Here is a 24,004-nt window from a genome sequence, read left to right as displayed (position 1 = left end):
AGGGGGACCGCCTTCGGGCGGTCCCCCTCTCCACTTTTTTGTGATCGCTCAGAGCACGATGGCATTGACCGCCTCGATGAGGTCCACCACAGAGGACCGGGGCACCAGAGAGACCGGCTCCCCGTCCACCACGGCCAGGCACTGCTCACCGTCGTAGCGGTAGAGCTGGATCCGAATCTCCTGCACGTTCTCGTTGTCCAGGGTGACGGTAAGGCTGATCTCCTCCTTCTGGTCGGGGGATTCCTCTGTGAAGCTGGCGGCGGCGAGGCTCTCCAGAGCGCTCTGCAAATCGCCGATCTCCAGCTCCTCCTCCCCGTAGGAGAAGGTCTTGTCGTCCCCTGTCCCCTCCGAGGTGATCTGGTAGGTGCTCCCCTCCAGGGTGATCTCCAGGCCAGTGACGTCGGCAAAGTCGGCGGTGAACACCTCCCGGTGGCGCAGGTCGTCGTAGGTGGCGGCCATCAGCTTCTCATAGCTGGTGCCGGCGATCTGGTAGATGATCTTGGAGTCACCGATGCGGACATAGGCGGTGATATCCTCTTCTGTCGTCTCCGAATCGGTTTCTTCCGTCTCTGCCGCCGCGGCCTCCCGCTCCGCCGGGTCCCGGCTGACGCTGATGGTGAAGGTCTCCGCGGTCTGGTTCCCCTCCTCGTCCTCGGCGGTATACTGCACGGTGACCGTCAACTCGGGGTCATCCAGGCCGAAGGCGTCCAGATCCTCCTCCCCGGCGCTGTAGGTCACATAGTCGTCGGGGTCCAGGCTGCTGATGGTGTTCAGATAGCTCTCCACCCGGCTGGTATCCAAAGGCAGCCAGGCATCGCCCTCCTGGACGAAATAGTGGTCGTCGGCACAGGCGGTGTAGGTGTTCTCCTCCTGCCAGACCGCCTCATAGCTGTCCGCGCCGGAGAACCGGATGGAGGACACCTGGTCAAAGTCCGGGGTCTCGTCGTTTTGGATCAGATCCTGAATTGTTACCTCAAAGGAGTCCATAGGGTCGTTCTGGACCAGGTAGACGTTCCCGTCTCCGATGGAGACATAGCGCTGGGCATCCATGGTGCTGAAATCGCCCAGCTGGATCTCATAGCTGGTGTCGGCGGTGGCGATGTCGATGGTGCACACCGGGTTGTCCAGGCCGTACTGGCCGAAGTCGGTGACGTCCTCGATGATGAAGGTGGCGCCGAAGGACTGAAACTGCTCCAGCAGGGCGTTGATCTTCTCCTCATCCACGGAGAAGGCCTCGTCCTCGTCGTAGATCCAGTGCTCGTCCTTGTGGAAGGCCAGGGACTGGTCGTCGTAGCTCCAGGAGAGGGACTCCACGGCGTCGGGGTCCACCTCCAGGATGACCTCGTCAGTGTTGGCGATGCGCTCCTGCTCCTCCTGGTAGTGGACCACGGTGAAGGCCGCCACGCAGACCACCGCCAGCACCCCCAGCAGGACATAGATCCGTTTAGCCCGTTTCATTCTGCTTCCTCCTTCTCTTCAGGATGACACCGATGCCGATGCCCAGGTAGCCCAGGGGGAAGACGCCGATCATGAGCACCTTCAGCAGGGAGGCGGTGGAATCACTGATGCTCAGGTAATTATAGTTCAGGGACTTGCTGCGGATGGCCATGGCCTCCCGCTCGCCGATGAGGGAGGAGAGGGCGTTCATGGCCAGGTCGGAGTTGGAACCAGAGGACCAGGCGTTGTACATGTCCTCCAGGAAGGTGGAGGAGGAGAACCAGACGATCTGACCGTCGTTGTCACAGGCGATGGAGACCGCCACGGCGAAGGGCCCGTCGATGTCGCCCTCCTCCTTCTCATAGGTGTCCAGGTCGTAGCCGGCGATCTTGCTGAAGGCGGACTCCGAGGTGGTCATCAGCTCGGTGACGGCGTCGGTGGCGTTGTCCAGGATGAGGCCCTGGGAGATGGGCATGTTGACGTAGTAGTTCTCCTCGATGAGGGGATCGGTGATGGCGTTGCTCACCAGGTAGGGCAGGAGGATGTAAGGCTGGAAGGTGTAGTGCTCCCGGTCGGCCTCCACCACGATGCCGTCGCAGGTCTCCACGCCGTAGTCGGCAAGCAGGCTGTACAGGTTCTCCAGGGTGCCGTTCTCCTCGGTGGGACCGGCCACCACCATCAGCTTGCCGCCATTTTTGGTGTACTCGGAGAGCATCTCCACCTCCTCCTGGGAGAGGTCGGAGGTGGGGGCGTAGATCAGGATGCAGTCAGCGTCCTCCGGGATCTCATCCACCGTCAGCAGGGAGAGAGACTGGGTCTCAATGTTCTCCTTCTCGATCTGCTCACTGAAGGTGGCGGGGAGCTCCCCCTCACCGTGGCCCTCCAGCAGGTAGAGCTGGGGCAGGTCCTCGGTGACCACGTAGTCGATGGCCGAGGTGATGGCTCCCTCACCGTCAAAGGAGGTATTGTAGGAGTAGGAGTACATATCAGCTTCCTGGATATAGATATCGTCGTAGCCGATGTAGCGGCTGCGGTCCCCGCACTCCACCACCAGGCTGTTGTTCTGCACCGTCTCGTCGGTGTACTGCTCGGCAAAGGTGGGGTACACGTCGGGGTTCTTCTTCACCACCTGGATGTGGTCGGAGAGGCTCTCGTACTTGCCCAGCAGGTTTTCAATGACGCTGTCCTCCTGGCCAGACTGGACGATCCAGTAGATGGTAACGTCCTCCTCCAGGGCATTGACCACCACCTTGGTGTTGCTGGTGATGGAGTAGAGCTTGGAGGCGCTGATGTCGTATTTGGTGAGGGTGGTGGGCAGGGCGGAGACCAGCACGTTCACTGCGATGAGGATGGCCAGCACCACCGCGGTGATGACCAGGGAGTAGGAGCCGCCCTGGAAAGCGATGCGGTTCCGGGCCGCCCGCTCCCGGTCGGGCAGAAATTTCCGGTTCTTCATCAGTTGTACCTCCGTTTCTCAAGGGACTGCACCGAAAGGAAGAGGAAAAAGGCGGCCACCGAGAGGTAATAGACGATGGCGGTCATGTCGAACACGCCGCTGACGAAGGCGCTGAACCGCTCGAAGAGGGACAGGGTCTTCATGATCCTGGGCAGCAGGCCCTCAAATTTGGAGGAGTCCGTCCAGCCCACCACGCAGACCACGGCGGCCAGGACGAAGCAGACCCCATAGGCCAGGACTTCATTTTTGGTGAGGTACCGGATGACGAAGTACAAAATCAGGATGAGGACGATGATGGCCACCATGGAGCCGAAGGCGGTGGAGGAGACGTACTCGGAGAGGCTGACGCTGTAATAGTTGAAGAGGATCACGGCGATGCCCACGCCGGCGGCCAGTCCCTGGTTGTCGGTGAGGCTGGAGATGAAGACCCTCAGGGCGATGAGGGCGGCCCCCATGAGGAAGATGGCAAAGAGGGAGCCGTAGGAGGTGGGCAGGTACACGTCGCCGAACTGGGCAAAGATGGCCGGGTAGACGGAGATGACGGCCAGGGGGATGAGGTAGACCACCAGCAGGGCGGCAAACTTGCCCAGAATCACCTGGGTGGTGGTGATGGGCAGGGAGTAGAGGAGCTGGTCGGTCTTCTGCCGGCGCTCCTCGGCGATGACCCGCATGGTCAGGATGGGCACGATGACCACAAAGACGATGCTGCCGAAGCTGAGCACGTATTCAAAGTTGCTCACCGCCGCCTGGAGGTTGTAGAGCATGGAGCCCACCCCCACGATGGCCAGCAGGAAGGCGCCGAACACATAGGCGGTGAAGGAGTGGAAATAGCTCCGGAGTTCATGCTTGAGTACCGCGATCATACCGCTTCATCCTCCCTTTCTTCCGGGGTCGTCCCGTCCCCGGCCTGGTCCTCGCCGCCGCTCTCGGTGAGCTCGATGAAGATGTCCTCCAGGCTGGCCTTCTTCAGGTTCAGCTCCAGCAGGGGTTGGTCCTCCTCGGCAAAGGCAAAGAAGAGCTGCCGGGAGACGGCGTAGATGTCCTTGCTGTCGGTCTTGAGCCGGGCCGACAACAGCCCGTCCTCCCGCTCCTCCAGCTCCGTGTCGGTGAGGTGGTCCACCTTGGCCAGCAGAGCGCGTACAACGTTGGCCTTGGCGTCGGTGGTGAAGGTGATCTCGTTGGCGGACAGGAGGCTGCGCTCCAGCTTATCCGGGGTGTCGAAGGCCACCAGCTTTCCGTGGGCGATGATGAGGATCTTTTCACAGATGGCCTGGACCTCGGAGAGGATGTGGGAGCTGAGGATGACAGTGTGCTCCCGCTCCAGCTCCTTGATGAGGTCCCGGATCTCGATGATCTGGATGGGGTCCAGACCCACCGTGGGCTCGTCCAGGATGATGACCTTGGGGTTGCCCAGCAGGGCCTGGGCGATGCCCACCCGCTGCTTGTAGCCCTTGGAGAGGGCGGAGATGCGGCGGTCCCGGACGGCCTCGATGCGCACCTGCCCGATGACCTTGTCGATCTGCGCCCGGAGCTCGTCGCCCCTGAGGCCCTTAGCCTCCCCCACGAAGCGCAGGTATTCCGCCGGCGTCTCGTTCATGTAGAGGGGCGGCTGCTCCGGCAGGTAGCCGATGAGCTTTTTCGCCTGCTCCGCCTCCTCGAAGATGTCATGGCCTCCCACCTCCACGCGGCCCGAGGTGGCCGAGAGACAGTCGGTCATGATGTTCATGGTGGTGGTCTTACCCGCTCCGTTGGGACCTAAAAAGCCATAGACATGGCCTTCCTCGATCTCAAAGGAGAGGTCGCTGACCGCCAGAAAATCGCCGTAGTATTTGGTCAGATGTTCCACTTTTATCATAGCGGGACCTCCTTGTCGGTTGGTCTTGGTTCAGGCGTGCACTCCGCCATACGGTGCCGTATTATACCCCATCCCCCTAAAGCGGCCCTAAAGACAGTGGAAGCGAAAAAGGGGCCGGAGCGCGCTGCGCTCCGGCCCCTTTGGTCCCCTGTTCCCTTTTATCTCAGCTCCGCCTTGAAGCCGATGGAGTCCCCCTTCTGATAGGCGTGGATGCTGCCGTGGTGGCTGTGCACGATGGACCGGGCAATGGACAACCCCACGCCGAAGCTGCCGGAAAAGGTGCGAGCCTTGTCCGCCCGATAGAAGCGGTCAAAGAGCCGGTCCAGCTCCAGACTGCCCACCCCGGCATAGGTGTTCTCCACGGTGAGTACTGGGTGACGCCGCTGGCAGACCTCCACCCGGATCTCGCCGCCCTGGTCGCAGTATTTCACCGCGTTGTCCATCAGGATGGACACCAGACGGCGGATCAGGCCCTCGTCCCCCTCATAGCGGATGCCCGGCTCGATGGAGGTTTGGAGCTTCTTTCCCCGCTCGGCGGCCAGGGGCTGGAACTCCGACACCGTGTCCTCCACGGCGGCGCTCAGGTCAAAGGCGGAGCGCACGATGTGGTCCTGGCTCTCATCCATCCGGGAGAGGGCCACCAGCTGGTTGATCATCAATCCCATCCGCTCCCCTTCGCTGCGGATGTCGTCCAGCCACTCGTTCTGCCCCAGCTCGGCCTCCACGATGTCCAGATTGGAGAGGATGAGGGTGAGGGGGGTCTTGAGCTCGTGGTTGGCGTCAGTGATGAACTGCTTCTGCTTCTCATAGCTCTCCGCCACCGGCCGCACCACCCGCTTGGAGAGGAGGACGGTGAGGAGCAGGATGAGCACCGCGCTCCCCAGCAGCACCAGGAAGGCGGTCACCAGCAGCCGGGTGGTCACGGCCCAGTTCATGCTGCCGTTGACGAACACCACGGTGGCCCCCTGCCCCGTCTCCAGAATGCGGTAGCGGTAGTCTGAGACCCACCCCCGCTCCCGGCCCTCCTTCAGCGCCTTCTGGACATATTCCTTTACATCATCCCGGGAGATGGAGGAGATGGCATCCATGTTGATCCGTAAAATCTGCCTCTCGCCGTCCAGCCAGACGGTGAAAAACCGGGTGCTGAACTGGGTCTCCTCCGTGATGATCTCCCCATAGGGCAGGCGCTGGGCGGGACCCCGGCGGTCGTCAGGGTCAAAGTCGGGAAAAACACCGTCGTTGGAGACGATGGCGTCGGTGAGGGTGTCCATGGTCTTTTCCATCTGGTCCCAGCTGAAGAGGACCAGCAGCAGAAAGATGACGGAGAAGACCGCCAGCGTGGACACTGCGCTGATGAGGATGAACTTCTTCTGCAAACCGGCGATCATGGCCTGACCTCCAGCGTATACCCCGCGTTGCGGATGAACCGGATGTCCAGGGGCGCGCCCAGGGCGTTGATCTTCTTGCGCAGGTTGGAGACGTGGACCCACACCACGCTGGTGTCCACCGTGGTGTCCCAGCCCCAGAGGTGGGTGATGAACCGCTCCGTGGCGATGATGCTGCCCGGCGCCTGCATCAGCATCTCCAAAATCTGGAACTCCCTGCCGCTGAGGGCCTGAACCTGGTCCCGGAAGATCAGCTGGTAGGTGGACCGGTTCAATGTCACCTTCCCCAGAGTCAACAGGTCGGGGAGGAAGGTGTCCTTCCGGCGCAGCATGGCCCGCACCCGGGCCAACAGCTCCGCCGTGGCGAAGGGCTTTGGCAGATAGTCGTCCGCCCCGGCGTCCAGGCCCTCCACCCGCTGGGACACCTCCGTCCGGGCTGTCAGGAAGAGGGCCGGGGTGGTGATCCCGTTCTGCCGCAGGGTGTGGAGCACCTGGAGCCCGTCCAGCCCCGGCATCATGATATCCAGCACCAGGCCGTCGTACTCCATGGACTGGGCGTAGGTCAGGGCGTCCCCACCGTTGGACACGCCGTCCACACTGAATTTGTTGTGCTCGAAAATATGGATCAGGGTCTTGAGCAGCTTGGGGTCGTCCTCCGCCACCAGCAGTCTCATGTGCCTCACCTCCGGGTTCGGGTCCACCATACCACATACTCCTAAAGACAGGCTAAAGTGTGTCAGCCTGCCCGCTTTTCTCCCTTTATATATAACACGTCCCGCCCTCTCCTTGCAAACCCTCTTTCCAGCTCCGCCCTCCCTTTAGGGATACTTTAGCCTCCCCTGCTATTCTGGTCACAGCGGCGACACATCCCGTGCCCAATCAGCAGCCAAAATATCTCAAAATTCGTCAGGATATGGATTGACAACCGGCACCGCAGGTCCAATAATGTATCCAGCGTTCCGTCCGCCCCGCGGACCGGCCGCCCCTTAAGGAGGAACAACCATTTGAACGAGCTTTGGTGGGAAATCCTGATCTGTTTTCTGGCCGGCGCCGGCGCCGGTCTGGGCACCGGCTTTGCCGGCATGAGCGCCGCCACCGTCATCAGCCCCATGCTGGTCACCTTTCTGAACCTGCCCGCCTATGACGCCATCGGCATCGCCCTGGCCAGCGACGTGCTGGCCAGCGCCGCCAGCGCCCGGACCTATGCTAAGAGCGGCGCCATCGACATCAGAAACGGCATCGTCATGATGTGCGGCGTGCTGAGTATGACCATGGTGGGCAGCTGGCTGTCCACCTTCGTCCCCAACAGCACCCTGGGCGCCTTCTCCGTGGTCATGACCCTGGTGCTGGGCCTGCGGTTCCTCTTTCTGCCCATCACCTCCCCCAGGCACGGAATGCAGGAGTGCAGCCGCACTGTACAGTTCCTCAAAGGCGCCGTGGGCGGGGCCTGCATCGGCCTCATCTGCGGCTTCTTCGGTGCCGGCGGCGGCATGATGATGCTCATGGTGCTCACCCTGTTTCTGGGCTACGAGCTCAAGACCGCCGTGGGCACCAGCGTGTTCGTCATGACCTTTTCCGCCCTCACCGGCGCGGTGAGCCACTTCGCCCTGGGCTCTCCACCCCGTCCCGACCTGTTGGTCCTGTGTGTGGTCTTCACCCTTATCTGGGCACAGATCGCCGCCAAAATCGCCACACGGTCCACACCCCTGCTCCTCAATCGCCTGACCGGCGTGATCCTCACCGTCCTCGGCATCATCCTGATCGTCATTTCTCTCCACTAGACTGACTTTAATGGAGAAAGGGAGACGCCCACATGACTACCAAACGCCTGAAGAAAATCGGCCTGATCCTCATCCTCATCGCGGTGGTCCTCATCATCACCGTGCCCCTGATCGTCATGGAGCTTTCCAAGGCTTTCACCGCCCAGGAACACGTGGTGCGCACCGACTGGTCCTTTGAGACAGGAGATATCATCGCCGAGAGCGCCGAGTGGCAGGTGGACTTCACCGAGGCCCAGCTGGGAGATGGATTCCGGGCTGTCCAGCTGGTCCCCCAGGACATTGGCGAGGAGGACTTCACCTTCTATGACCCTTCGGTTCAGGATCGGCTGGACGGCGCCCTTCAGAGCCTGAAGACCATGACCGGCAGTCCCTGGACGGCCAGCATGCCCCTGGCCGTGCTCAACCCTTTTGGTACCGGCAGCAACGGGCTCTACCTCTACTTCGAGACGGAGCAGGCCACCCAGGTTTCCTACACCATACATGTAGACGCTGAGGACATTCCCGACTTCACCGCCACCGCTGCCGACAGCTCCGGCGAGGCGTATACAAAGGTCCATGAGTTCCAGCTCATCGGGCTGGTCCCCGGCGAGACCAATTACGTGACCATGACCATCACCGGCAAGTGGGGCAACACCCGGCAGCTGGTGCGCTTCAAGGTTGACATGCCGGACACCAGCTCCGGCTACGACACCCGGCTGGAGGTGACCGAGGGGACCTCCGATCAGGCCCAGGCCGAGGGACTCTTTGCCATGATGCGGGTCAACGGCTACCTGGGCTACGGCTTCTTCTACGACGATGCCGGCGTTCTCCGCTATGAGATGGTGCTGGAGGGCTTCGGCCTGGACCGAATTCTCTTCGACGGGGACGAGATCATCACCTGTGTCTCCTCCTCCAAGCTGGCCCGGATCGACGGGCTGGGCCGGGTCACCCAGGTCTATGACCTCTCAGGCTACGACCTCCACCACGATATCGGCTTCGGCGCCGATGGCGAGGTACTGGCTCTGGCCGAGGAAACCGGGGCCCAGCGGGTGGAGGACCGCCTTCTTTCCATCGACCTGGACACCGGGACCGTCACCGAGCTGGCAGACTTCAGCGTCCTCATGGAGCCCTATTTTGAGATGACCCAGCCGGTGGAGCCCACGGACGACTTCTTCTGGCAGGCGGGCGAGTGGGACTGGATCCATCTCAACAGTCTCCAGTACATGGACGATGACAGTCTCATTCTCTCCTCCCGGGAGACCTCTACCATCATCAAGGTGGCAGACCTCCACGGCGATCCCACCGTGGATTGGCTGGCCGGAGACGCCCGCTTCTGGGCCGATACACCATACGCTGAGCTCTGCCTCACCCAGGAGGGGGACTTCGTACCTCAGTACGGGCAGCACTGCGTGGAATACCTGTCCGACGGCGATGCCGACGGCGTCTACTATCTAGCCCTCTACAACAACAACTACTGGTCCCTGAACACCCGGGACTTCACCCTGGAGGTGGCCGGCAACGTGGGCACCGACCTCTACGGCACCGGGGACGAGACCAGCCAGTGCTACGTCTACCGCATCGACGAAAACGCCCGCACCTTCTCTCTGGCGGACAGTTTTGACGTGCCCTATTCCAGCATCGTCTCCAACGCCTCCCAATGTGGGGAGAGCGGCAACTGGGTGGTCAACAGCGGCATCTCCATGGTCTTCGGCGAGTATGATGCCGACGGTGTCCTCATCCGGGAATACCGATACGAGTGCACCATGCAGAACTACCGTACCTTCAAGTATGATATGACCATCTGGTTCCAGTGACCGTGAACAACCTCTTTTCCTGCGGAGCGGGCATCTTTGCCCGCTCCGTTTTTGTCTCCATATGTGGTTTCTCCGGCGAAAATAGCCCCGATTAAATTGACTTTTTGACACAGATACCATATACTAATGTCTTACTAAAACCCCGTGTCTGCGGACAGTACCGCACCTTTCGGGAAAGGAGGACAAGCTGTGCGCATCGCCATCGTGGAAGACGAGGCCGAACAGCGGGAGCAGCTGCGCTCCTATATCCAACAGTACGCTGGGGAGATTGATCAGACCTTTGAGGTCATCACCTTCTCCAACGGCGTGGACCTTCTGAAGGACTACACACCTCAGTATGACATCATCCTGCTGGACATCGAAATGCCCGGTCTCAACGGCATGGAGGCCGCCGAGTGTCTGCGGAGCATGGACAGCGATGTGGTACTCATGTTCGTGACCAACATGGCCCAGTACGCCATCAACGGCTACGCCGTAGGCGCTCTGGACTTCGTCCTCAAGCCGGTGAACTACTACACCTTTACCGTCCGGTTTGCCCGGGCCATCCAGCGGGCCAGGCAGAGGAAAAACGGGCAGATCCTCCTCACCCTGCCCGACTGCGTCCGGCGGCTGGACACCCAGCAGATCTACTATGTGGAGGTCCAAAACCGGATGCTCCACTACCACACGGAGCTGGGTGAATTCGTCCTCCGTGGCACCATGCAGAGCGCCGAGAAGGAGCTCTCCCGCTACCACTTCGTCCGCTGCAACCACTGGTATCTGGTCAACCTGAGCCATGTGGCCGAGGTGCGGCGGGATATGGTGGTAGTGGCCGGAACCGAGCTGGAGATCAGCCGGCGCAACCGCACCGCCTTCCTCACCGCCCTGACGGAATATGTGGGAGGAAACGGCTGATGGACGAGCGCTTTCCTGTTTTGTTTCTTCTGACTCTGGCAAGTCTATGGGTGTCCGCCCTTCTCTTTCTCCTGCCTCTGCGGAAAAAGGAGCCCTTCCGTCTCCGCCTGTTCCTCTGCCTGTGCATAGAAAGTCTGGCCTATCTGGTCTTGTACCTGGTGTTCGCCCATCTGGACCTGATCATATGGGCGGGGCCTCTCCTGCGCTTCGCCGCCGTCACCCTGCTTTTCTGGCAGTGCAGCGATCTCACCGCGAAGGCCGTACTTTACTGCGCCGTCTGGACGGTCATGATCCATGATCTGTCCATCGAGCTCAGCGCCGCCCTCTACCAGCTCCTGCCCCAAAACATGCCCGTGAGCTGGCTGCCCCCCGTGCTCCTCTGGGCCGCCATTCTGGCCACCGTCGGTCTCACCATCGCCCGCTGGATGCCCGACAACAAGAGCTACCACACCGGCCCCCGTCAGCTCACCAGCGCCTTTCTGCTTCTGCTCCTCTTTCTGGGTATGGGCTGGCTCTACGCCGGTTCCGGTCTGAGCCGGGACCCCCGGGTGGGCCTGGTGGTCATGCTCCTCATCAAATGCCACTGCGTCACCATCCTCTACCTTCAGCATTCCCTCTTCCAGAAGAGCGCCATCCGCCAGGAGCTATCCATGCTCAATCACCTGTGGGTCCAGCAGAAGGACCAGTATGCCCTGTCCAAGGAGAACATCTCCCTCATCAATCAGAAGTGCCACGACCTCAAGCACCAGATCCAGGCCATGCGCGTCATGTTCTCCGACGAAAAGCGGGAGGACTATTTTCATGAGGTGGAGCAGTCGGTGCGCATCTACGAGGTGCTGGCCAAGACCGGCAACGAGGTTCTGGACACGGTGCTCACCGAAAAGAGCCTCTACTGCGAGGCCAACGGCATCCAGGCCAACTGTGTGGCCGACGGGAGCCTGCTCTCCTTCATGGACCCGGTGGACCTCTACACCATCTTCGGCAACGCCCTGGACAACGCCATCGAGAGCGTCAAGGACAACGCCGACCGGGAAAAGCGGATCATCGACGTGCTGGTGTACGCCGAAAAGCAGATGCTGGTCATCCAGATCATCAATCCCGTGGCCCGTCCCCTCCAGTTTGACGAAGAAGGCCTCCCCATGAGCACCAAGGTCAACGACGGATACCACGGCTTCGGCCTGAAGAGCATCCGGCACACCGTCAAGCGCTACGGCGGTTTCCTCACCGTCAAGGTGGAAAACGGTTGCTTTTACCTCCAGATCCTGCTGCCCATACAGCGTTGACACCACATTTCGGCGGGTGCGCTTCGGCGCACCCGCTTCATCCTGTTGAAAAAGCCATAAGTGGCTTTTTCAACAGGATGCCGACTTTTCCGATCCCATCGGAAAAGTTCTTGACTGCACGCGAAAGTGGGGGCTCACCGCCCCCTTTCACACTTTCCCCCCGTGGCTTATTTTGCGTGGAACCACTTTTTGAAAGGCTCCAGCGGGTGCGCTTCGGCGCACCCGCTTTTTCTATCTCATGCTCGCCCTCCTTCATTTTTGTGAAAAGTCCACAAAAACAGAGGGGGTATTTCTGGATGCCACGAGACCACTTACGACGCCTTTTGCGCCACTTATGAAAAGCATATTGAGATTCCGGAAAAGACTTTGTAAAATTCGTAGGCAATGAAAAATCAATCCCGTCCCCCCTTTTCCCAACGGGGACAAGAAAGAGGAGCGTGTCAATGCGAGAGAGCATCTGCTTGAATCGGGAATGGTCTTTTCTCGGCCCCACCGGCGCTGTGGAGACGGTAGACGTGCCTCACACCTGGAACAACGTGGACGGTCAGGACGGCGGCAACGATTACTGGCGCGGGACCTGTACCTACCAAAAGCGCTTTCCCCTGCCCCCCTTTGACCCCAACACACAGGCGGTCTATCTGGAGTTTCAGGGTGTCAACGCCACCGCCGATGTGAAGCTCAACGGCCAGAGTGTCATCCATCACGACGGCGGTTACTCCACCTTCCGGGCGGAGGTCACTTCCCTGCTCCGGGAGGAGAACCATCTGGAGGTGAAGGTGGACAACAGCGTCAACGACCGTGTCTATCCCCAGAAGGCCGACTTCACCTTCTACGGCGGCATCTACCGGGACGTAAAGCTGCTCATTGTCCATAAGACCCACTTCGATCTGGATCACTTCGGCGGTCCCGGCCTCCGGATCACCCCCAAGGTGGACGGCACCGGCGCCAAGGTCCGGGTAGAGAGCTGGACCAACACGGAAAAGCCTCAGGTGGCCGTCACTCTTACCGACGCCCAGGGCAATGTAGTGGCCGAGGGCGAGGGCACCGATGTGACCCTGATGATCCGCGACGTCCACCTGTGGGACGGTCTGGACGACCCCTACCTCTATACCGCCACCCTCCGGCTCCTGGAGGACGGCAAGGTGGTGGATGAGATTTCCAGCCCCTTCGGCGTGCGGACCTTCCGCATGGACCCCAAGGAGGGCTTCTTCCTCAACGGCCGGCGCTATCCCCTCCACGGCGTGTCCCGCCACCAGGACCGGAAGGGCCTGGGCAACGCTCTCACCCGGGAGCACCACGACGAGGATATGGCTCTCATCCGTGAGATCGGCGCCAACACCATTCGGCTGGCCCACTACCAGCACGATCAGTACTTCTATGACCTCTGCGACAAGTACGGCATGATCGTCTGGGCCGAGATCCCCTACATCTCCGAGCACCTGCCCAACGGCCGGGAAAACACCATCAGCCAGATGAAGGAACTCATCACCCAGAACTACAACCACCCCTCCATCGTCACCTGGGGCCTGTCCAACGAGATCACCATCTCCACCAGGAAGAAGGCCGACATGCTGGACAACCACCGCGTCCTCAACGACCTGTGCCACCAGATGGACGACACCCGGCCCACCACTCTGGCCTGCTACGCCGTGTGCGGCCCCTTCAACCGCTCCGCCCACATCTCCGACCTGGTTAGCTGGAACCTGTACCTGGGCTGGTACATTCCCGGCCTCTTCCTCAACGACCTGTGGATCTCCTTCTTCCACCTGGTCTTCCCCAAGCGGTGCCTGGGCTACTCTGAGTACGGCGCCGAGGGCATGCCCAACCTCCACTCCTCCAAGCCCCGGCGGGAGGACCACACCGAGGAATATCAGGCCCACTACCACGAGTACATGCTCAAATGCTTCCAGCGCCACCCCTATCTGTGGGCCACCCACGTCTGGAACATGTTCGACTTCGCTGCCGACGCCCGCGACCAGGGCGGCGAGCCCGGTATGAACCACAAGGGGCTGGTGACCTTTGACCGCAAGATCAAGAAGGACAGCTTCTACCTCTATAAGGCCCACTGGAGCAAAGAGCCTTTTGTCCACATCTGCTCCCGCCGCTATGTGGACCGTCCCGAATCGTCCACCACCGTAAAGATCTACTCCAACCAGCCCAAGGTGGCCCTCTATGCCAACGGGGCCCTGGTGGGAGAGTCCGGCGGAAAGGACCACATCTTTACCTTCCAGCTTCCGCTCAGCGGCGAGGTCAGACTGGAAGCCGTGGCCGGCGACTGCCGGGACAGCTGTTCCATCCGCAGGGTGACTACGCCCAACCCCGCCTACCAGCTGCGCAAAGGAATGAACAAGAGTCAAAACTGGGTATAAGTCCGATGGACCTTCTTCACCGGCATCGAGAGGAGCTGATGCCCACCGCCCCAGCGCGAACGACCAAAAGCTCGTAGAAATGAGGAGGATTTCACGTCATGCATAAGAACACAAGAAAAGGGCTATGGCGCGGCGTTGCCAGCCTGACCTGCTTCACCCTGTCCCTCTCCCTGATCCTGGGCAATGTCCTGGAGGCCAACGCCGGCACCATCGACACCTATCTGGGCACTGCCAGTGAGGTGTTTGTCTCCGACAACACCGAGGAAAATCCCCTGTACAACAAATTCACCCCTCCCGCCGAGGTCCTCAACGCCGACGGCTCCGGCAACTCCAACGCCCTCATTGAGGCGGCCATCGACCTGGGCCGCCGCGAGGTGGCCGAGGGCAGCGTCCTGCTGAAGAACGAAAATAACGCTCTGCCCCTCTCCAGCGGCTCCAACGTGACCCTGCTGGGCATCCGCTCCCACTCCAACCTGCTGGGCTCCAGCTTCGGCGTGAAGGCCCAGGGCGCCTACATCAGCCTGGAGCAGGCCCTGAGCCAGAACAAGACCGACTTTGCCAACACCATTGCCTGGTCTGTGGGCTCCCGGGGCGCCGCTCCCTCCGCCACTATCTCCTCCTGGACCGGTGACGAGTTTGACTTTGAGGGTGCCGGCTTCAACCTCAACCCCACCATGATCGATATCTATGAGAAGCTGGGCGACACTTACATCCACTACGAGAACGAGCCCGCCGCCGAGGTGTATGATCCCGGTGAGCCCTCCGTGGACGAGATCGCCGCTGTGGACCCCGCCTACAAGGACAGCTTCGTTCAGTACGGGGATGCCGCCATCGTGGTCATCACCCGTCCCAGCTGCGAGCAGGTGGACTACCTGCCCGGCGGCGTGGCCGAGGGCCTGGGCTTCGAGCACGGTGAGCCCCTCTCCCTGACCCAGAATGAGCTGGACGCCATCGAGCTGGCCAAGGAGTGCTCCGACAAGGTCATCGTCCTTCTCCAGAGCTCCTCCTCCGTGGAGATCGGCACTCTGAAGGACGATCCCGACGTGGACGCCATCCTGTGGATCGGCGCTCCCGGCTGCTACGGTATGCTGGGCGTGGCCGACATTCTCTGCGGCCGTACCAGCCCCTCCGGCGGCCTCTTCGACATCTTCACCACCTACAACATGTCCGCCCCCGCCATGCAGAACATGGGTAAGATGTACTACACCAACACCGACGAGGAGATCACCCGTACCGGCGGCGTGCTGGGCTTCACCCCCGGCGCCTACACCATCGAGGCCGAGGGCATCTACGTGGGCTACCGCTACTACGAGACCCGCTACTATGACGCCGTGGCCGGCAACGGCAACGCCAGCGACCCCACCGGCGCCTACGGCTCCACCACTGAGTGGAACTACGACAACGAGGTCACCTACGGCTTCGGCTATGGCCTGAGCTACACCGACTTTACCTTCGAGTTCGAGGGCGAGCCCACCTTTGACATCTCTGTGGACGCCGAGACCGGCGCTCCCAGCGCCTTCGCCACCTTCAACGTGAAGGTCACCAACGTGGGCGATGTGGCCGGCAAGACCCCTGTCCAGATCTACGGCCAGGCCCCCTACACCCCCGGCGGCGTGGAGAAGTCCGCCATCCAGCTGCTGAACTTTGAGAAGACCGACCTGCTGCAGCCCGGCGACTCCGAGACCGTGTCCGTGAAGGTGGACCTCCAGTACATCGCCAGCTATGACGAGACCTACGACAACGGCGACGGCACCACCGGCACCTACATCATGGATCCCGGCGACTACTACTTCTCCGTGGGCAACGGCGCCCATGACGCCCTGAACCACATCATGGCTGCCCAGGGCATGGACGCCACCAAGATGTCCGGCACCGGCAACGCCAACCAGGCCTACAAGAAGACCATCACCGAGGACTTCATCTCCAAGACCCTGTTCTCCGTCTCCAAGACCGGCTACCAGATCTCCAACCAGCTGCCCTACGCCGACTGGAACTACTATCAGCCCGGCGAGGTCACCTACCTCACCCGCACCGACTGGGCCGGCACCTTCCCCCAGACCTATGACGCCATGACCCTCACCAACGAGGAGCTCATCAACAACCTCAACGGCCACACCTACGCGCTCCAGACCGGCGACGACACCTCCGACATCGTCTGGGGCGAGGACAACGGCATCCAGTTCTACGAGATGTACGGCGTGGACTACGACGATCCCAAGTGGGACGATCTTCTGGATCAGCTGACCCTGGAGGAGGCCATGTACATCTTTACCTTCGGCGGTCCCTCCATCCCCGGCGCCGACTCCATCGGCACTGTGGAGACCTACATGACCGAGAACGCCGGCAACGGCATCGCCGTGAACCTGAACGCCTCCAAGGACCCCAACGCCCCCTGGGCCATCTCCTCCAGCGATCCCAACGGCAACTGGCACCCCGAGGTCTTTGCCAACGCCCCCATCTGCGCCTCCACCTTCAACCCCGAGCTCATGTATGAGCTGGGCCAGTTCACCGGCGTGGAGTCCCTCTTCACCGGCATCAACATTCTGTGGGGCCCCGGCCTGAACACCCACCGTCACGCCTACAACGGCCGTAACGGCGAGTACTACTCCGAGGACCCCGTCCTCTCCGGCGTGGCCGCCATGGAGTTCGCCATCGGCGCCCTGGATTACGGCCTGGTGGCCGCTCCCAAGCACTTCGCCTTCAACGACCAGGAGTCTGAGCGCGGCGGCGTGTCCCCCTATATGACCGAGCAGCGCGCCCGTGAGGTGGAGCTGCGCGCCTACCAGATCGCCTTCGAGGCCACCAAGTACGACACCGCCGACTATGACGCCGGCATGCGCGGCCTCATGACCTCCTTCTCCAAGATCGGCTCCATCGAGTGCACCGCCAGTGAGGGCCTCATGACCGAGATCCTGGCCAACGAGTGGGGCTTCATCGGCTACGCCGTCACCGACATCTACGACGACGTGGACCTGTGGACCGCCGTCCTCAACTCCGGCACCACCTGCTTCGACACCCGCGGCCAGTCCGGCTTCTACGGCACCACCACCCTGGAGAGCTCCTACCTCTTCCAGAACCTCATCGAGGGTGTGGGCCTGAGCAAGAACCTCATCGACGGCGACGCCAACCTCCAGCTCAAGCTCAAGGACGCCGTCCACAAGAACATCTACGCCTGGAGCGTCAGCAACCTGATGAACCGCTACAACGCCACCACCCGTGTGGAGAGCCAGATGACCTGGTGGCGTGCCGCCTACTACGCCGCCGCCGGCGTCTCCGCCGTGGTGATGGTGGGCAGTGCCGCCATGTACGTCCTGTCCTTCAAGGATAAGAAGAAGGAGGAGATCTGATCATGAAAAAGCAAGGCATCGCCTGTTACCTCAACATCCTGGCCGCCATTCTCGGCATCGCCGGACTCATCCTCACCGTCCGCAGCAGCACCATGAGCACCGATAATGCCCTCACCAATCTCTCTACTCTGATCCTGGCCGGCGTGGTGGGCATCGTCCTGGTCTGCGTGGCCATCATCGTCCCCAACCGTCTGGGCAACTATGATCCCATCTCCGCCATCTCTGTCCTGGCTGCCATTGCCCTGTACGCCTACCTCTTCGGCTCCTGTGTGAGCCAGCGCGTCATGCTCATCGCCGGCCTCTTCTCCTTCAACGCCGGCAACACCGTGGGCTGGAGCATCTTCTACACCTGCATCGGCGCATGGGTGTGCCTGCTGGTGGGCATCCTGTTCCTGGTGGTTGGCAGCTTCCTCAAGTCTGTAAAGGAGCCCATGGCCGCCTAACAAGGTCACCTTCTTTGCGGTGTCCCACGTACCCCTGAGTCCCGGCTCCCGTCCCGCCAGAGGGCGGGAGCCGGACTTTTTGCAGAAAGGAGCCATCCCATGAAACAAGAATCAGGGAAGGGCCGTTCCCTCAACCGGGCCAAGCTCTATCAGCTCGTCCTCTTCCCCTTCAACAACGGCGCCACCAACGTCTACTATATCCTCACCATGAACTACATCATGTACCATGCTGAGGGTGTTCTGGGCCTGGCCATCGCCTTTGCCACCTCCATGGTCACCGTGATGCGGGTGTTCGATGCCTTTACCGACCCCATCATCGGCGCCCTCATCGACCGCACCAGCGGCCGGTTCGGCAAATTCCGCCCCTACATGATCCTGGGCAACGCCATCATGATCGTCAGCGCTCTGCTTATGTACTTCGGTACCCGGCTCATCCCCGACACCATGATGTCCGCCCGGTATATCGCCTATGTGGTGATCTACGCCTTCTACGTCATCGGCTATACCTTCCAGACCGCCTGCACCCGCTCGGGCCAGACCTGCGTCACCAACGACCCCAAACAGCGGCCCACCTTCAACCTCTTCAACACCATTGCCTCCCTGGTGGGCATGGGTCTCACCCAGGTGGTGGCCTCGGTGCTGGGCGGTATCTACGGCTACGGCAGCATGGAGTTCTTCAACATCCTCATCCCCATGGCCATCATCCTCTCCGCCGCCCTCACCGTACTGGCCATCATCGGCATCTGGGAAAAAGACCGGCCTGAGTTCTACGGCCTGGGCGGCGAGAAGCAGCCCAAGGTCAAGATCCGTGACTACGCCGAGATCCTGGCCCACAACCACGAGCTCCAGCGCCTGGTGGTGGCCGGTGCCGGCACCAAGTTCGCCTTCTCCATCGCCACCAATACCGCCGTGGGCTGCCTGCTCTACGCCTGTATGATGGGCAACTACAACGGACTCTTCCTCCCCATGTATGTGGTGGGCTACATCTGCTCCGCCCCCTTCTTCATCGGCGGCGTGGTGGTTTCCCAGCGCCATGGCCAGAAAAAGACCCTGGTCTCCTTCACCACCCTCGCCCTCATCATGTACGTGGGCGTCACAGTGCTGCTCTCCCTGTGGCAGCCCGGCAGCGAGACCTTTACCCTGAAATTCTTCCTCCTGCCGGAGGGCGGCATCTCCCTGAGCTATATCAACCTCTACACCATTCTCTTCCTCATCTGCTACGGCATCGGCTACGGCGCCTACTACTCCACCGCCGACATGTCCATCCCCATGGTGGCCGACTGCTCCGACTATGAGACCTATCGCACCGGCAACTATGTCCCCGGCATCATCGGCACCCTCTTCTCCCTGGTGGACAAGCTGGTCTCCTCCCTGAGCACCACCATCGTGGGCCTGGCCGTCTTTGCCGTGGGCCTCACCAAGCTCCCCGACACCCACACCCCCTACGTGGAGGGTATGAAGGGCCTCACCATCATCCTCTTCTGCGTCATCCCCATGGTGGCCTGGGTGTTCACCCTCATCGCCATGAAGGGTTACAAACTCACCGGCAAGCGCATGAAGGAAATCCAGGCCGTCAACGCCGTACGCAAGGACGCCATCTCCAAGGGCATGAGCGTGGAAGAGGCCATGGCCACCTGGGTCACCATCGACCAGGTCCCCCAGGAATTCCGCGATTAAGCCCCGTTATATCATTGAACCGAATACAGGAGGCATTATGAAACTTTCTTTCCGCTGGTATGGAGAGAGCGATCCCATCTCTCTGGAATATATCCGTCAGATCCCCGGCATGCGCTCCATCGTCACCGCCGTCTACGACGTCAAGCCCGGCCAGGTGTGGCCGGAGGAGTCCCTGGCCAAGCTGAAGCAGGACTGCGACGACAACGGTCTCATCTTCGACGTGGTGGAGTCCATCCCCGTCCACGAGGACATCAAGCTGGGCCGCGGCAACGTGGACGAGCTGCTGGAGGTCTACTGCGAGAACATCCGCCGCTGCGCCAAGTACGGCGTCAAGTGCGTCACCTACAACTTCATGCCCGTCTTTGACTGGACCCGGACCCAGCTGGACAAGAAGGCCCCCGACGGCTCCACCAGCCTGGTCATGTACTGGGAGCAGATGAAGGGCCTGGACCCCCTGAAGGACGACATCCACCTGCCCGGCTGGGACTCCAGCTACACCCAGGAGGAGGTCCGGGAGCTGATCTCCGCCTACGGCCAGATCGGCGAGGAGGGCCTGTGGGCCAACCTGGAGCGTTTCCTCCAGAAGGTCATCCCCGTGGCCGAGGAGTGCGGCGTCAAAATGGCCATCCACCCCGACGATCCCCCGTACCCCATCTTCGGCCTGCCCCGCATCATCACCTGCGAAGCCAACCTGGACCGCTTCCTGAAGCTCTATGACAGCCCCGCCAACTGCCTGTGCCTGTGCACTGGCTCCCTGGGCTGTGCCAAGAGCAACGACGTGGCCGCCATGGTACGCAAGTACTCTGCCATGGGCCGCATCGCCTTCATGCACATCCGCAACGTCAAGATCATGGAGGACGGCTCCTTTGAGGAGCGGGCCCACCTCTCCTCCTGCGGCAGCCTGGACATCTATGAGATCGTCAAGGCCCTGGTTGAGACCGGCTTTGACGGCTACGTCCGGCCCGACCACGGCCGCATGATCTGGGGCGAGACCGGCAAGCCCGGCTACGGCCTCTTCGACCGCGCTCTGGGCGCCACCTATATCAACGGGCTCTTTGAGGCCTGCGAGAAAGACCGCCGGGCCTGAATCACAGCCCGGCCCAATTGAGAAAGGAATCTACGATATGGAAAAGAATGTGCTCAATACCGACCTCACCGGCAAAGTGGCCGTTGTCACTGGCGCCGGCGGCGTGCTCTGCTCCACCTTTGCCAAGGACCTTGCCCGGGCCGGCGCCAAGGTGGCCCTGCTGGACCTGAACCAGGAGGCCGCCCAGAAGTTCGCCGACGAGATCACCGCTGAGGGCGGCGTGGCCAAGGCCTACGCCTGCAATGTGCTGGACAAGGATGTCTGCTACGCCGTGGCCGACCAGGTGGAGGCCGATCTGGGCAAGTGCGACATCCTCATCAACGGCGCCGGCGGCAACAACCCCCGTGCCACCACCGACAAGGAGTACTTTGAAAACGGCGACATGGACGCCGACACCAAGAGCTTCTTCGACCTGGACAAGAGCGGCGTGGAGTTCGTGTTCAACCTGAACTTCATCGGCACCCTGCTGCCCACCCAGGCCTTCGCCCGCCAGATGGTGGGCCGTGAGGGCTGCAACATCCTGAACATCTCCTCCATGAACGCCTACACCCCCCTCACCAAGATCCCCGCCTACTCCGGCGCCAAGGCCGCTGTCTCCAACTTCACCCAGTGGCTGGCCGTCCACTTCTCCAAGGTGGGCATCCGGGTCAACGCCATTGCCCCCGGCTTCTTCTCCACCCAGCAGAACCAGAAGCTCCTCTTCAATGAGGACGGCACCCCCACCGCCCGTACCGGCAAGATCCTGGCCGCAACCCCCATGGGCCGCTTCGGCGACACCGAGAAGGAGCTCTCCGGCGCCGTGCTCTTCCTCCTCAACAACGAGGCCGCCAGCTTTATCACCGGCGTGTGCATCCCCATCGACGGCGGCTTCTCCGCCTACTCCGGCGTGTAATGTCCAACCCCCGTCCGGGCCGCCGGCCCGGACGGCCGTTGGTGCCGCCCGCCTGAAGCTCTTCCCGAACAGGCTTTTTCCACTCCTTCCGCTGTTGGCCCGGACCAACAAGCTATCCTCTCCCTGACCGGGAAAGCCCCGCGGCGCGGCATCGCCCGGGCGTCCACCTTCATCCACGGGTGGACGCCCGGGCTTTTTTATCCTTTTCCTCCCTCTGTTGGGGATTCTTTTTACTCTGTTTAGAAATTGTTTTGATTTTCTTGCGCCAGTGTTGAGGTTCCTCCCGTACAATAGTGGTCATCGAAAATAACTTCCTCATCACCACTCGGAAAGGACGGCTGGAAGCATGCTGAATCTGAAGAACCCCTCCGCCCCCGCCCAAAGTGGCCCCGGCGGGATCGCGTTGAAGAAAAAGGGACGCCGGAAGGGCTGGGTCAAGAAGCTGGTGGCTGTGGTGCTGGTGTGCGCCATCGCCGGCGGCGGGGCCTGGTACTTCCTGGGCGGCGACCAGAACACCGCCGCCGCGGCCGACAATACCTACACCACCGCCGAGGTGACCCGACAGACCATCACCTCCACCATCACCGGCAGCGGCACCCTGGAGGCAGCGGACTCCTACTCCGTCACCACTCTGCTGGAGGGTACCATTCTCACCGCCGACTTCGAGGAGGGCGACCAGGTGGAGGAGGGCACCGTCCTCTACACCATCGACTCCTCTGACGCCTCCAGCTCCCTGGAGCAGTCCCAGATCTCGGTGAACCAGGCCCAGCGCAACTACAACAACGCCGTGGAGAACCTGGACGATCTCACCGTCACCGCTCCCGTCTCCGGCCGCATCCTCTCGCTGGACGTGGAGGTGGGGGACGACGTCGCCGCCGGGCAGACGGTGGCCACCATACGCAACTCCGACGTGATGGAGCTCACCGTCCCCTTCCCTGCCGACGACGCCCAGGGCTTCTACGTGGGCCAGGCCGCCTCGGTCACCCTGGACTCCACCTTCGAGATCCTCACAGGCACCGTCAGTGAAATCGCCGCCAACACCGAGGTCCTCACCGGCAATATGATCGTCCGGCAGATCACCATTCAGGTAGATAACCCCGGCGGCATCACCACCACCCAGAGCGCCTCCGCCGAGATAAACGGCGTGGGCAGCAGCTCCGGCGGCACATTTACCTATGCCGACGAGTCCACCGTGGTGGCTGACGTTGCCGGCACCGTGGCCGCCATTTCCATATCCGAGGGGGATTGGGTGGACAAGAACCAGACTCTCCTCACCCTCACCAGCGAGACCCTCAGCGACCAGGTACAGAGCGCCTCCGAGAGCCTGCGCAATGCCGAAATCTCCTATGATAAGCAGACCGAACAGCTGGACGACTACACCATCACTGCCCCCATCACCGGCACCATCGTGGACAAATACTACAATGCCGGTGAGATCAGCGAGGCCAACCAGGTCATGTGCACCATCTACGACCTGTCCTACCTCACCATGACCCTCAGCGTGGATGAGCTGGATATCTCCGACATCGCCGTGGGCCAGACCGTCTCGGTCACCGCAGATGCCGTAGAGGGCCAGACCTACACCGGCGTGGTCACCAAGGTCAGCGTGGCCGGCACCTCCACCGGCAGCGCCACCACTTACCCGGTTACCATCCGTATCGACGAGACCGACGGTCTCCTCCCCGGCATGAGCGTGGACGCCACCATCGAGTTGGAAAGCGCCGAAAACGTGCTGGCCATCCCCACCGCCGCCCTCAACCGGGGCAACACCGTCCTCGTCACTGCCGACTCCCCCAGCGCCGTCAACGCGGTGACCCAGACCCCCGAGGACACAGAGGGCATCGAAGCGCCGGAGGGCACCGGTGAATTGCCCGCAGACCTGCCCTCCAACAGCGGTACCGATGAGCAGTACGTCTCTATCCCTGTCACCGTGGGCATCAGCGATGACAACTACATCGAGATCACCTCCGGCCTCCAGGAGGGGGACGTGGTGGCCTACATCCCCACCACCTCCTCCAACAGCGGCATGGCCATGATGATGGGCGGCATGCCCGGTGGTATGAGCGGCGCCATGGGTGGCGGGGGCGGCATGCCCAGCGGCGGCAGACCTGGCGGCATGTAAGGAGGTTCCCATGAGAGCACTCATCGAATTTCAGCAGGTTTGCAAGTATTACTACATGGGCGACACCACGGTAGTGGCCGCCGACCACATCTCCTTCCAGGTCTACAAGGGGGAGTTCGTGGCCATCGTGGGCCAGTCCGGCTCCGGCAAGTCCACCTGCATGAACATCATCGGCTGTCTGGA

18 protein-coding genes are annotated in these 24,004 nt (G+C 61.6%); 12 read left to right on the top strand and 6 right to left on the bottom strand.

The window, feature by feature from the left end; all coding sequences use genetic code 11:
- Positions 1 to 48: 48 nt before the first annotated feature.
- The 6 genes from Q0K15_RS05680 to Q0K15_RS05655 all read right to left on the bottom strand — a co-directional run bounded on the left by Q0K15_RS05680 (position 49) and on the right by Q0K15_RS05655 (position 6,807).
- Complete coding sequence (locus Q0K15_RS05680) at positions 49 to 1,458, bottom strand: DUF4340 domain-containing protein (protein ID WP_294513585.1); 1,410 nt, start codon at positions 1,456 to 1,458, stop codon at positions 49 to 51.
- Entirely contained in the window at positions 1,445 to 2,893 is a 1,449-nt protein-coding gene (locus tag Q0K15_RS05675; protein ID WP_294513582.1) for a GldG family protein, read from the bottom strand. Before Q0K15_RS05675 ends, Q0K15_RS05680 begins: the two co-directional genes overlap by 14 nt.
- The gene (locus tag Q0K15_RS05670; RefSeq protein ID WP_294513579.1) at positions 2,893 to 3,756 is read right to left on the bottom strand and encodes an ABC transporter permease; all 864 of its coding nucleotides are present in this window, start codon (positions 3,754 to 3,756) and stop codon (positions 2,893 to 2,895) included. The genes Q0K15_RS05675 and Q0K15_RS05670 overlap by 1 nt, the downstream gene beginning before the upstream one ends.
- Positions 3,753 to 4,748 carry an ABC transporter ATP-binding protein gene (locus tag Q0K15_RS05665; protein WP_294513576.1) on the bottom strand — a complete coding sequence of 332 codons (996 nt, stop codon included), beginning with the start codon at positions 4,746 to 4,748 and terminating at the stop codon, positions 3,753 to 3,755. The genes Q0K15_RS05670 and Q0K15_RS05665 overlap by 4 nt, the downstream gene beginning before the upstream one ends.
- A 158-nt stretch (positions 4,749 to 4,906) precedes the next feature.
- Positions 4,907 to 6,136: an ATP-binding protein gene (locus Q0K15_RS05660; RefSeq protein WP_294513573.1), complete on the bottom strand. Its 1,230-nt coding sequence runs from the start codon at positions 6,134 to 6,136 to the stop codon at positions 4,907 to 4,909.
- Entirely contained in the window at positions 6,133 to 6,807 is a 675-nt protein-coding gene (locus Q0K15_RS05655) for a response regulator transcription factor (protein WP_294513570.1), read from the bottom strand. Before Q0K15_RS05655 ends, Q0K15_RS05660 begins: the two co-directional genes overlap by 4 nt.
- A gap of 330 nt (positions 6,808 to 7,137) precedes the next feature.
- Between Q0K15_RS05655 and Q0K15_RS05650 the strand changes: the two genes are divergently transcribed.
- From Q0K15_RS05650 to Q0K15_RS05595, 12 genes are all read left to right on the top strand, one after another.
- Positions 7,138 to 7,914: a sulfite exporter TauE/SafE family protein gene (locus tag Q0K15_RS05650; RefSeq protein ID WP_294513567.1), complete on the top strand. Its 777-nt coding sequence runs from the start codon at positions 7,138 to 7,140 to the stop codon at positions 7,912 to 7,914.
- Positions 7,915 to 7,946: 32 nt separating this feature from the next.
- Positions 7,947 to 9,707 carry an aryl-sulfate sulfotransferase gene (locus Q0K15_RS05645; protein ID WP_294513564.1) on the top strand — a complete coding sequence of 587 codons (1,761 nt, stop codon included), beginning with the start codon at positions 7,947 to 7,949 and terminating at the stop codon, positions 9,705 to 9,707.
- Positions 9,708 to 9,896: 189 nt separating this feature from the next.
- A complete protein-coding gene (locus Q0K15_RS05640; RefSeq protein ID WP_294513559.1) occupies positions 9,897 to 10,601 on the top strand; it encodes a LytTR family DNA-binding domain-containing protein in 705 nt (234 codons plus the stop codon).
- The gene (locus tag Q0K15_RS05635) at positions 10,601 to 11,884 is read left to right on the top strand and encodes a GHKL domain-containing protein (RefSeq protein ID WP_294513557.1); all 1,284 of its coding nucleotides are present in this window, start codon (positions 10,601 to 10,603) and stop codon (positions 11,882 to 11,884) included. Before Q0K15_RS05640 ends, Q0K15_RS05635 begins: the two co-directional genes overlap by 1 nt.
- Positions 11,885 to 12,327: 443 nt before the next feature.
- Positions 12,328 to 14,253, top strand: coding sequence for a glycoside hydrolase family 2 TIM barrel-domain containing protein (locus Q0K15_RS05630; RefSeq protein WP_294513553.1), 1,926 nt, complete (start codon positions 12,328 to 12,330; stop codon positions 14,251 to 14,253).
- Positions 14,254 to 14,351: 98 nt separating this feature from the next.
- Entirely contained in the window at positions 14,352 to 17,600 is a 3,249-nt protein-coding gene (locus Q0K15_RS05625) for a glycoside hydrolase family 3 C-terminal domain-containing protein (protein WP_294513550.1), read from the top strand.
- Between the two features lie 2 nt (positions 17,601 to 17,602).
- Positions 17,603 to 18,043 (top strand): hypothetical protein, encoded by a 441-nt coding sequence (locus Q0K15_RS05620; protein ID WP_294513548.1) that lies wholly within the window; start codon positions 17,603 to 17,605, stop codon positions 18,041 to 18,043.
- A 99-nt stretch (positions 18,044 to 18,142) separates the two neighbouring features.
- The gene (locus tag Q0K15_RS05615) at positions 18,143 to 19,720 is read left to right on the top strand and encodes an MFS transporter (protein ID WP_294513545.1); all 1,578 of its coding nucleotides are present in this window, start codon (positions 18,143 to 18,145) and stop codon (positions 19,718 to 19,720) included.
- Positions 19,721 to 19,757: 37 nt separating this feature from the next.
- Positions 19,758 to 20,807 carry a mannonate dehydratase gene (gene uxuA, locus Q0K15_RS05610; protein WP_294513542.1) on the top strand — a complete coding sequence of 350 codons (1,050 nt, stop codon included), beginning with the start codon at positions 19,758 to 19,760 and terminating at the stop codon, positions 20,805 to 20,807.
- 37 nt (positions 20,808 to 20,844) lie between these two features.
- Positions 20,845 to 21,699: an SDR family oxidoreductase gene (locus Q0K15_RS05605; protein WP_294513540.1), complete on the top strand. Its 855-nt coding sequence runs from the start codon at positions 20,845 to 20,847 to the stop codon at positions 21,697 to 21,699.
- A gap of 346 nt (positions 21,700 to 22,045) precedes the next feature.
- Positions 22,046 to 23,821 (top strand): HlyD family efflux transporter periplasmic adaptor subunit, encoded by a 1,776-nt coding sequence (locus Q0K15_RS05600; RefSeq protein ID WP_294513538.1) that lies wholly within the window; start codon positions 22,046 to 22,048, stop codon positions 23,819 to 23,821.
- A 10-nt stretch (positions 23,822 to 23,831) separates the two neighbouring features.
- The coding region (locus Q0K15_RS05595) for an ATP-binding cassette domain-containing protein (RefSeq protein ID WP_294513591.1) at positions 23,832 to 24,004 on the top strand (173 nt) is incomplete at its 3' end.

It is taken from the genome of uncultured Intestinimonas sp. (assembly GCF_944387245.1).
In the GTDB taxonomy this organism is placed as follows: domain Bacteria; phylum Bacillota; class Clostridia; order Oscillospirales; family Oscillospiraceae; genus Intestinimonas.
This window is presented reverse-complemented; position numbering and strand designations above follow the sequence as displayed.

Excerpts from the sequence above, each read along its gene's own strand:
- Q0K15_RS05680 (WP_294513585.1), bottom strand. The coding sequence starts at position 1,458 with ATGAAACGGGCTAAACGGATCTATGTCCTGCTGGGGGTGCTGGCGGTG.
- Q0K15_RS05675 (WP_294513582.1), bottom strand. The coding sequence starts at position 2,893 with ATGAAGAACCGGAAATTTCTGCCCGACCGGGAGCGGGCGGCCCGGAAC.
- Q0K15_RS05670 (WP_294513579.1), bottom strand. The coding sequence starts at position 3,756 with ATGATCGCGGTACTCAAGCATGAACTCCGGAGCTATTTCCACTCCTTC.
- Q0K15_RS05665 (WP_294513576.1), bottom strand. The coding sequence starts at position 4,748 with ATGATAAAAGTGGAACATCTGACCAAATACTACGGCGATTTTCTGGCG.
- Q0K15_RS05660 (WP_294513573.1), bottom strand. The coding sequence starts at position 6,136 with ATGATCGCCGGTTTGCAGAAGAAGTTCATCCTCATCAGCGCAGTGTCC.
- Q0K15_RS05655 (WP_294513570.1), bottom strand. The coding sequence starts at position 6,807 with ATGAGACTGCTGGTGGCGGAGGACGACCCCAAGCTGCTCAAGACCCTG.
- Q0K15_RS05645 (WP_294513564.1), top strand. The coding sequence starts at position 7,947 with ATGACTACCAAACGCCTGAAGAAAATCGGCCTGATCCTCATCCTCATC.
- Q0K15_RS05635 (WP_294513557.1), top strand. The coding sequence starts at position 10,601 with ATGGACGAGCGCTTTCCTGTTTTGTTTCTTCTGACTCTGGCAAGTCTA.
- Q0K15_RS05630 (WP_294513553.1), top strand. The coding sequence starts at position 12,328 with ATGCGAGAGAGCATCTGCTTGAATCGGGAATGGTCTTTTCTCGGCCCC.
- Q0K15_RS05625 (WP_294513550.1), top strand. The coding sequence starts at position 14,352 with ATGCATAAGAACACAAGAAAAGGGCTATGGCGCGGCGTTGCCAGCCTG.
- Q0K15_RS05620 (WP_294513548.1), top strand. The coding sequence starts at position 17,603 with ATGAAAAAGCAAGGCATCGCCTGTTACCTCAACATCCTGGCCGCCATT.
- Q0K15_RS05615 (WP_294513545.1), top strand. The coding sequence starts at position 18,143 with ATGAAACAAGAATCAGGGAAGGGCCGTTCCCTCAACCGGGCCAAGCTC.
- uxuA (WP_294513542.1), top strand. The coding sequence starts at position 19,758 with ATGAAACTTTCTTTCCGCTGGTATGGAGAGAGCGATCCCATCTCTCTG.
- Q0K15_RS05605 (WP_294513540.1), top strand. The coding sequence starts at position 20,845 with ATGGAAAAGAATGTGCTCAATACCGACCTCACCGGCAAAGTGGCCGTT.
- Q0K15_RS05600 (WP_294513538.1), top strand. The coding sequence starts at position 22,046 with ATGCTGAATCTGAAGAACCCCTCCGCCCCCGCCCAAAGTGGCCCCGGC.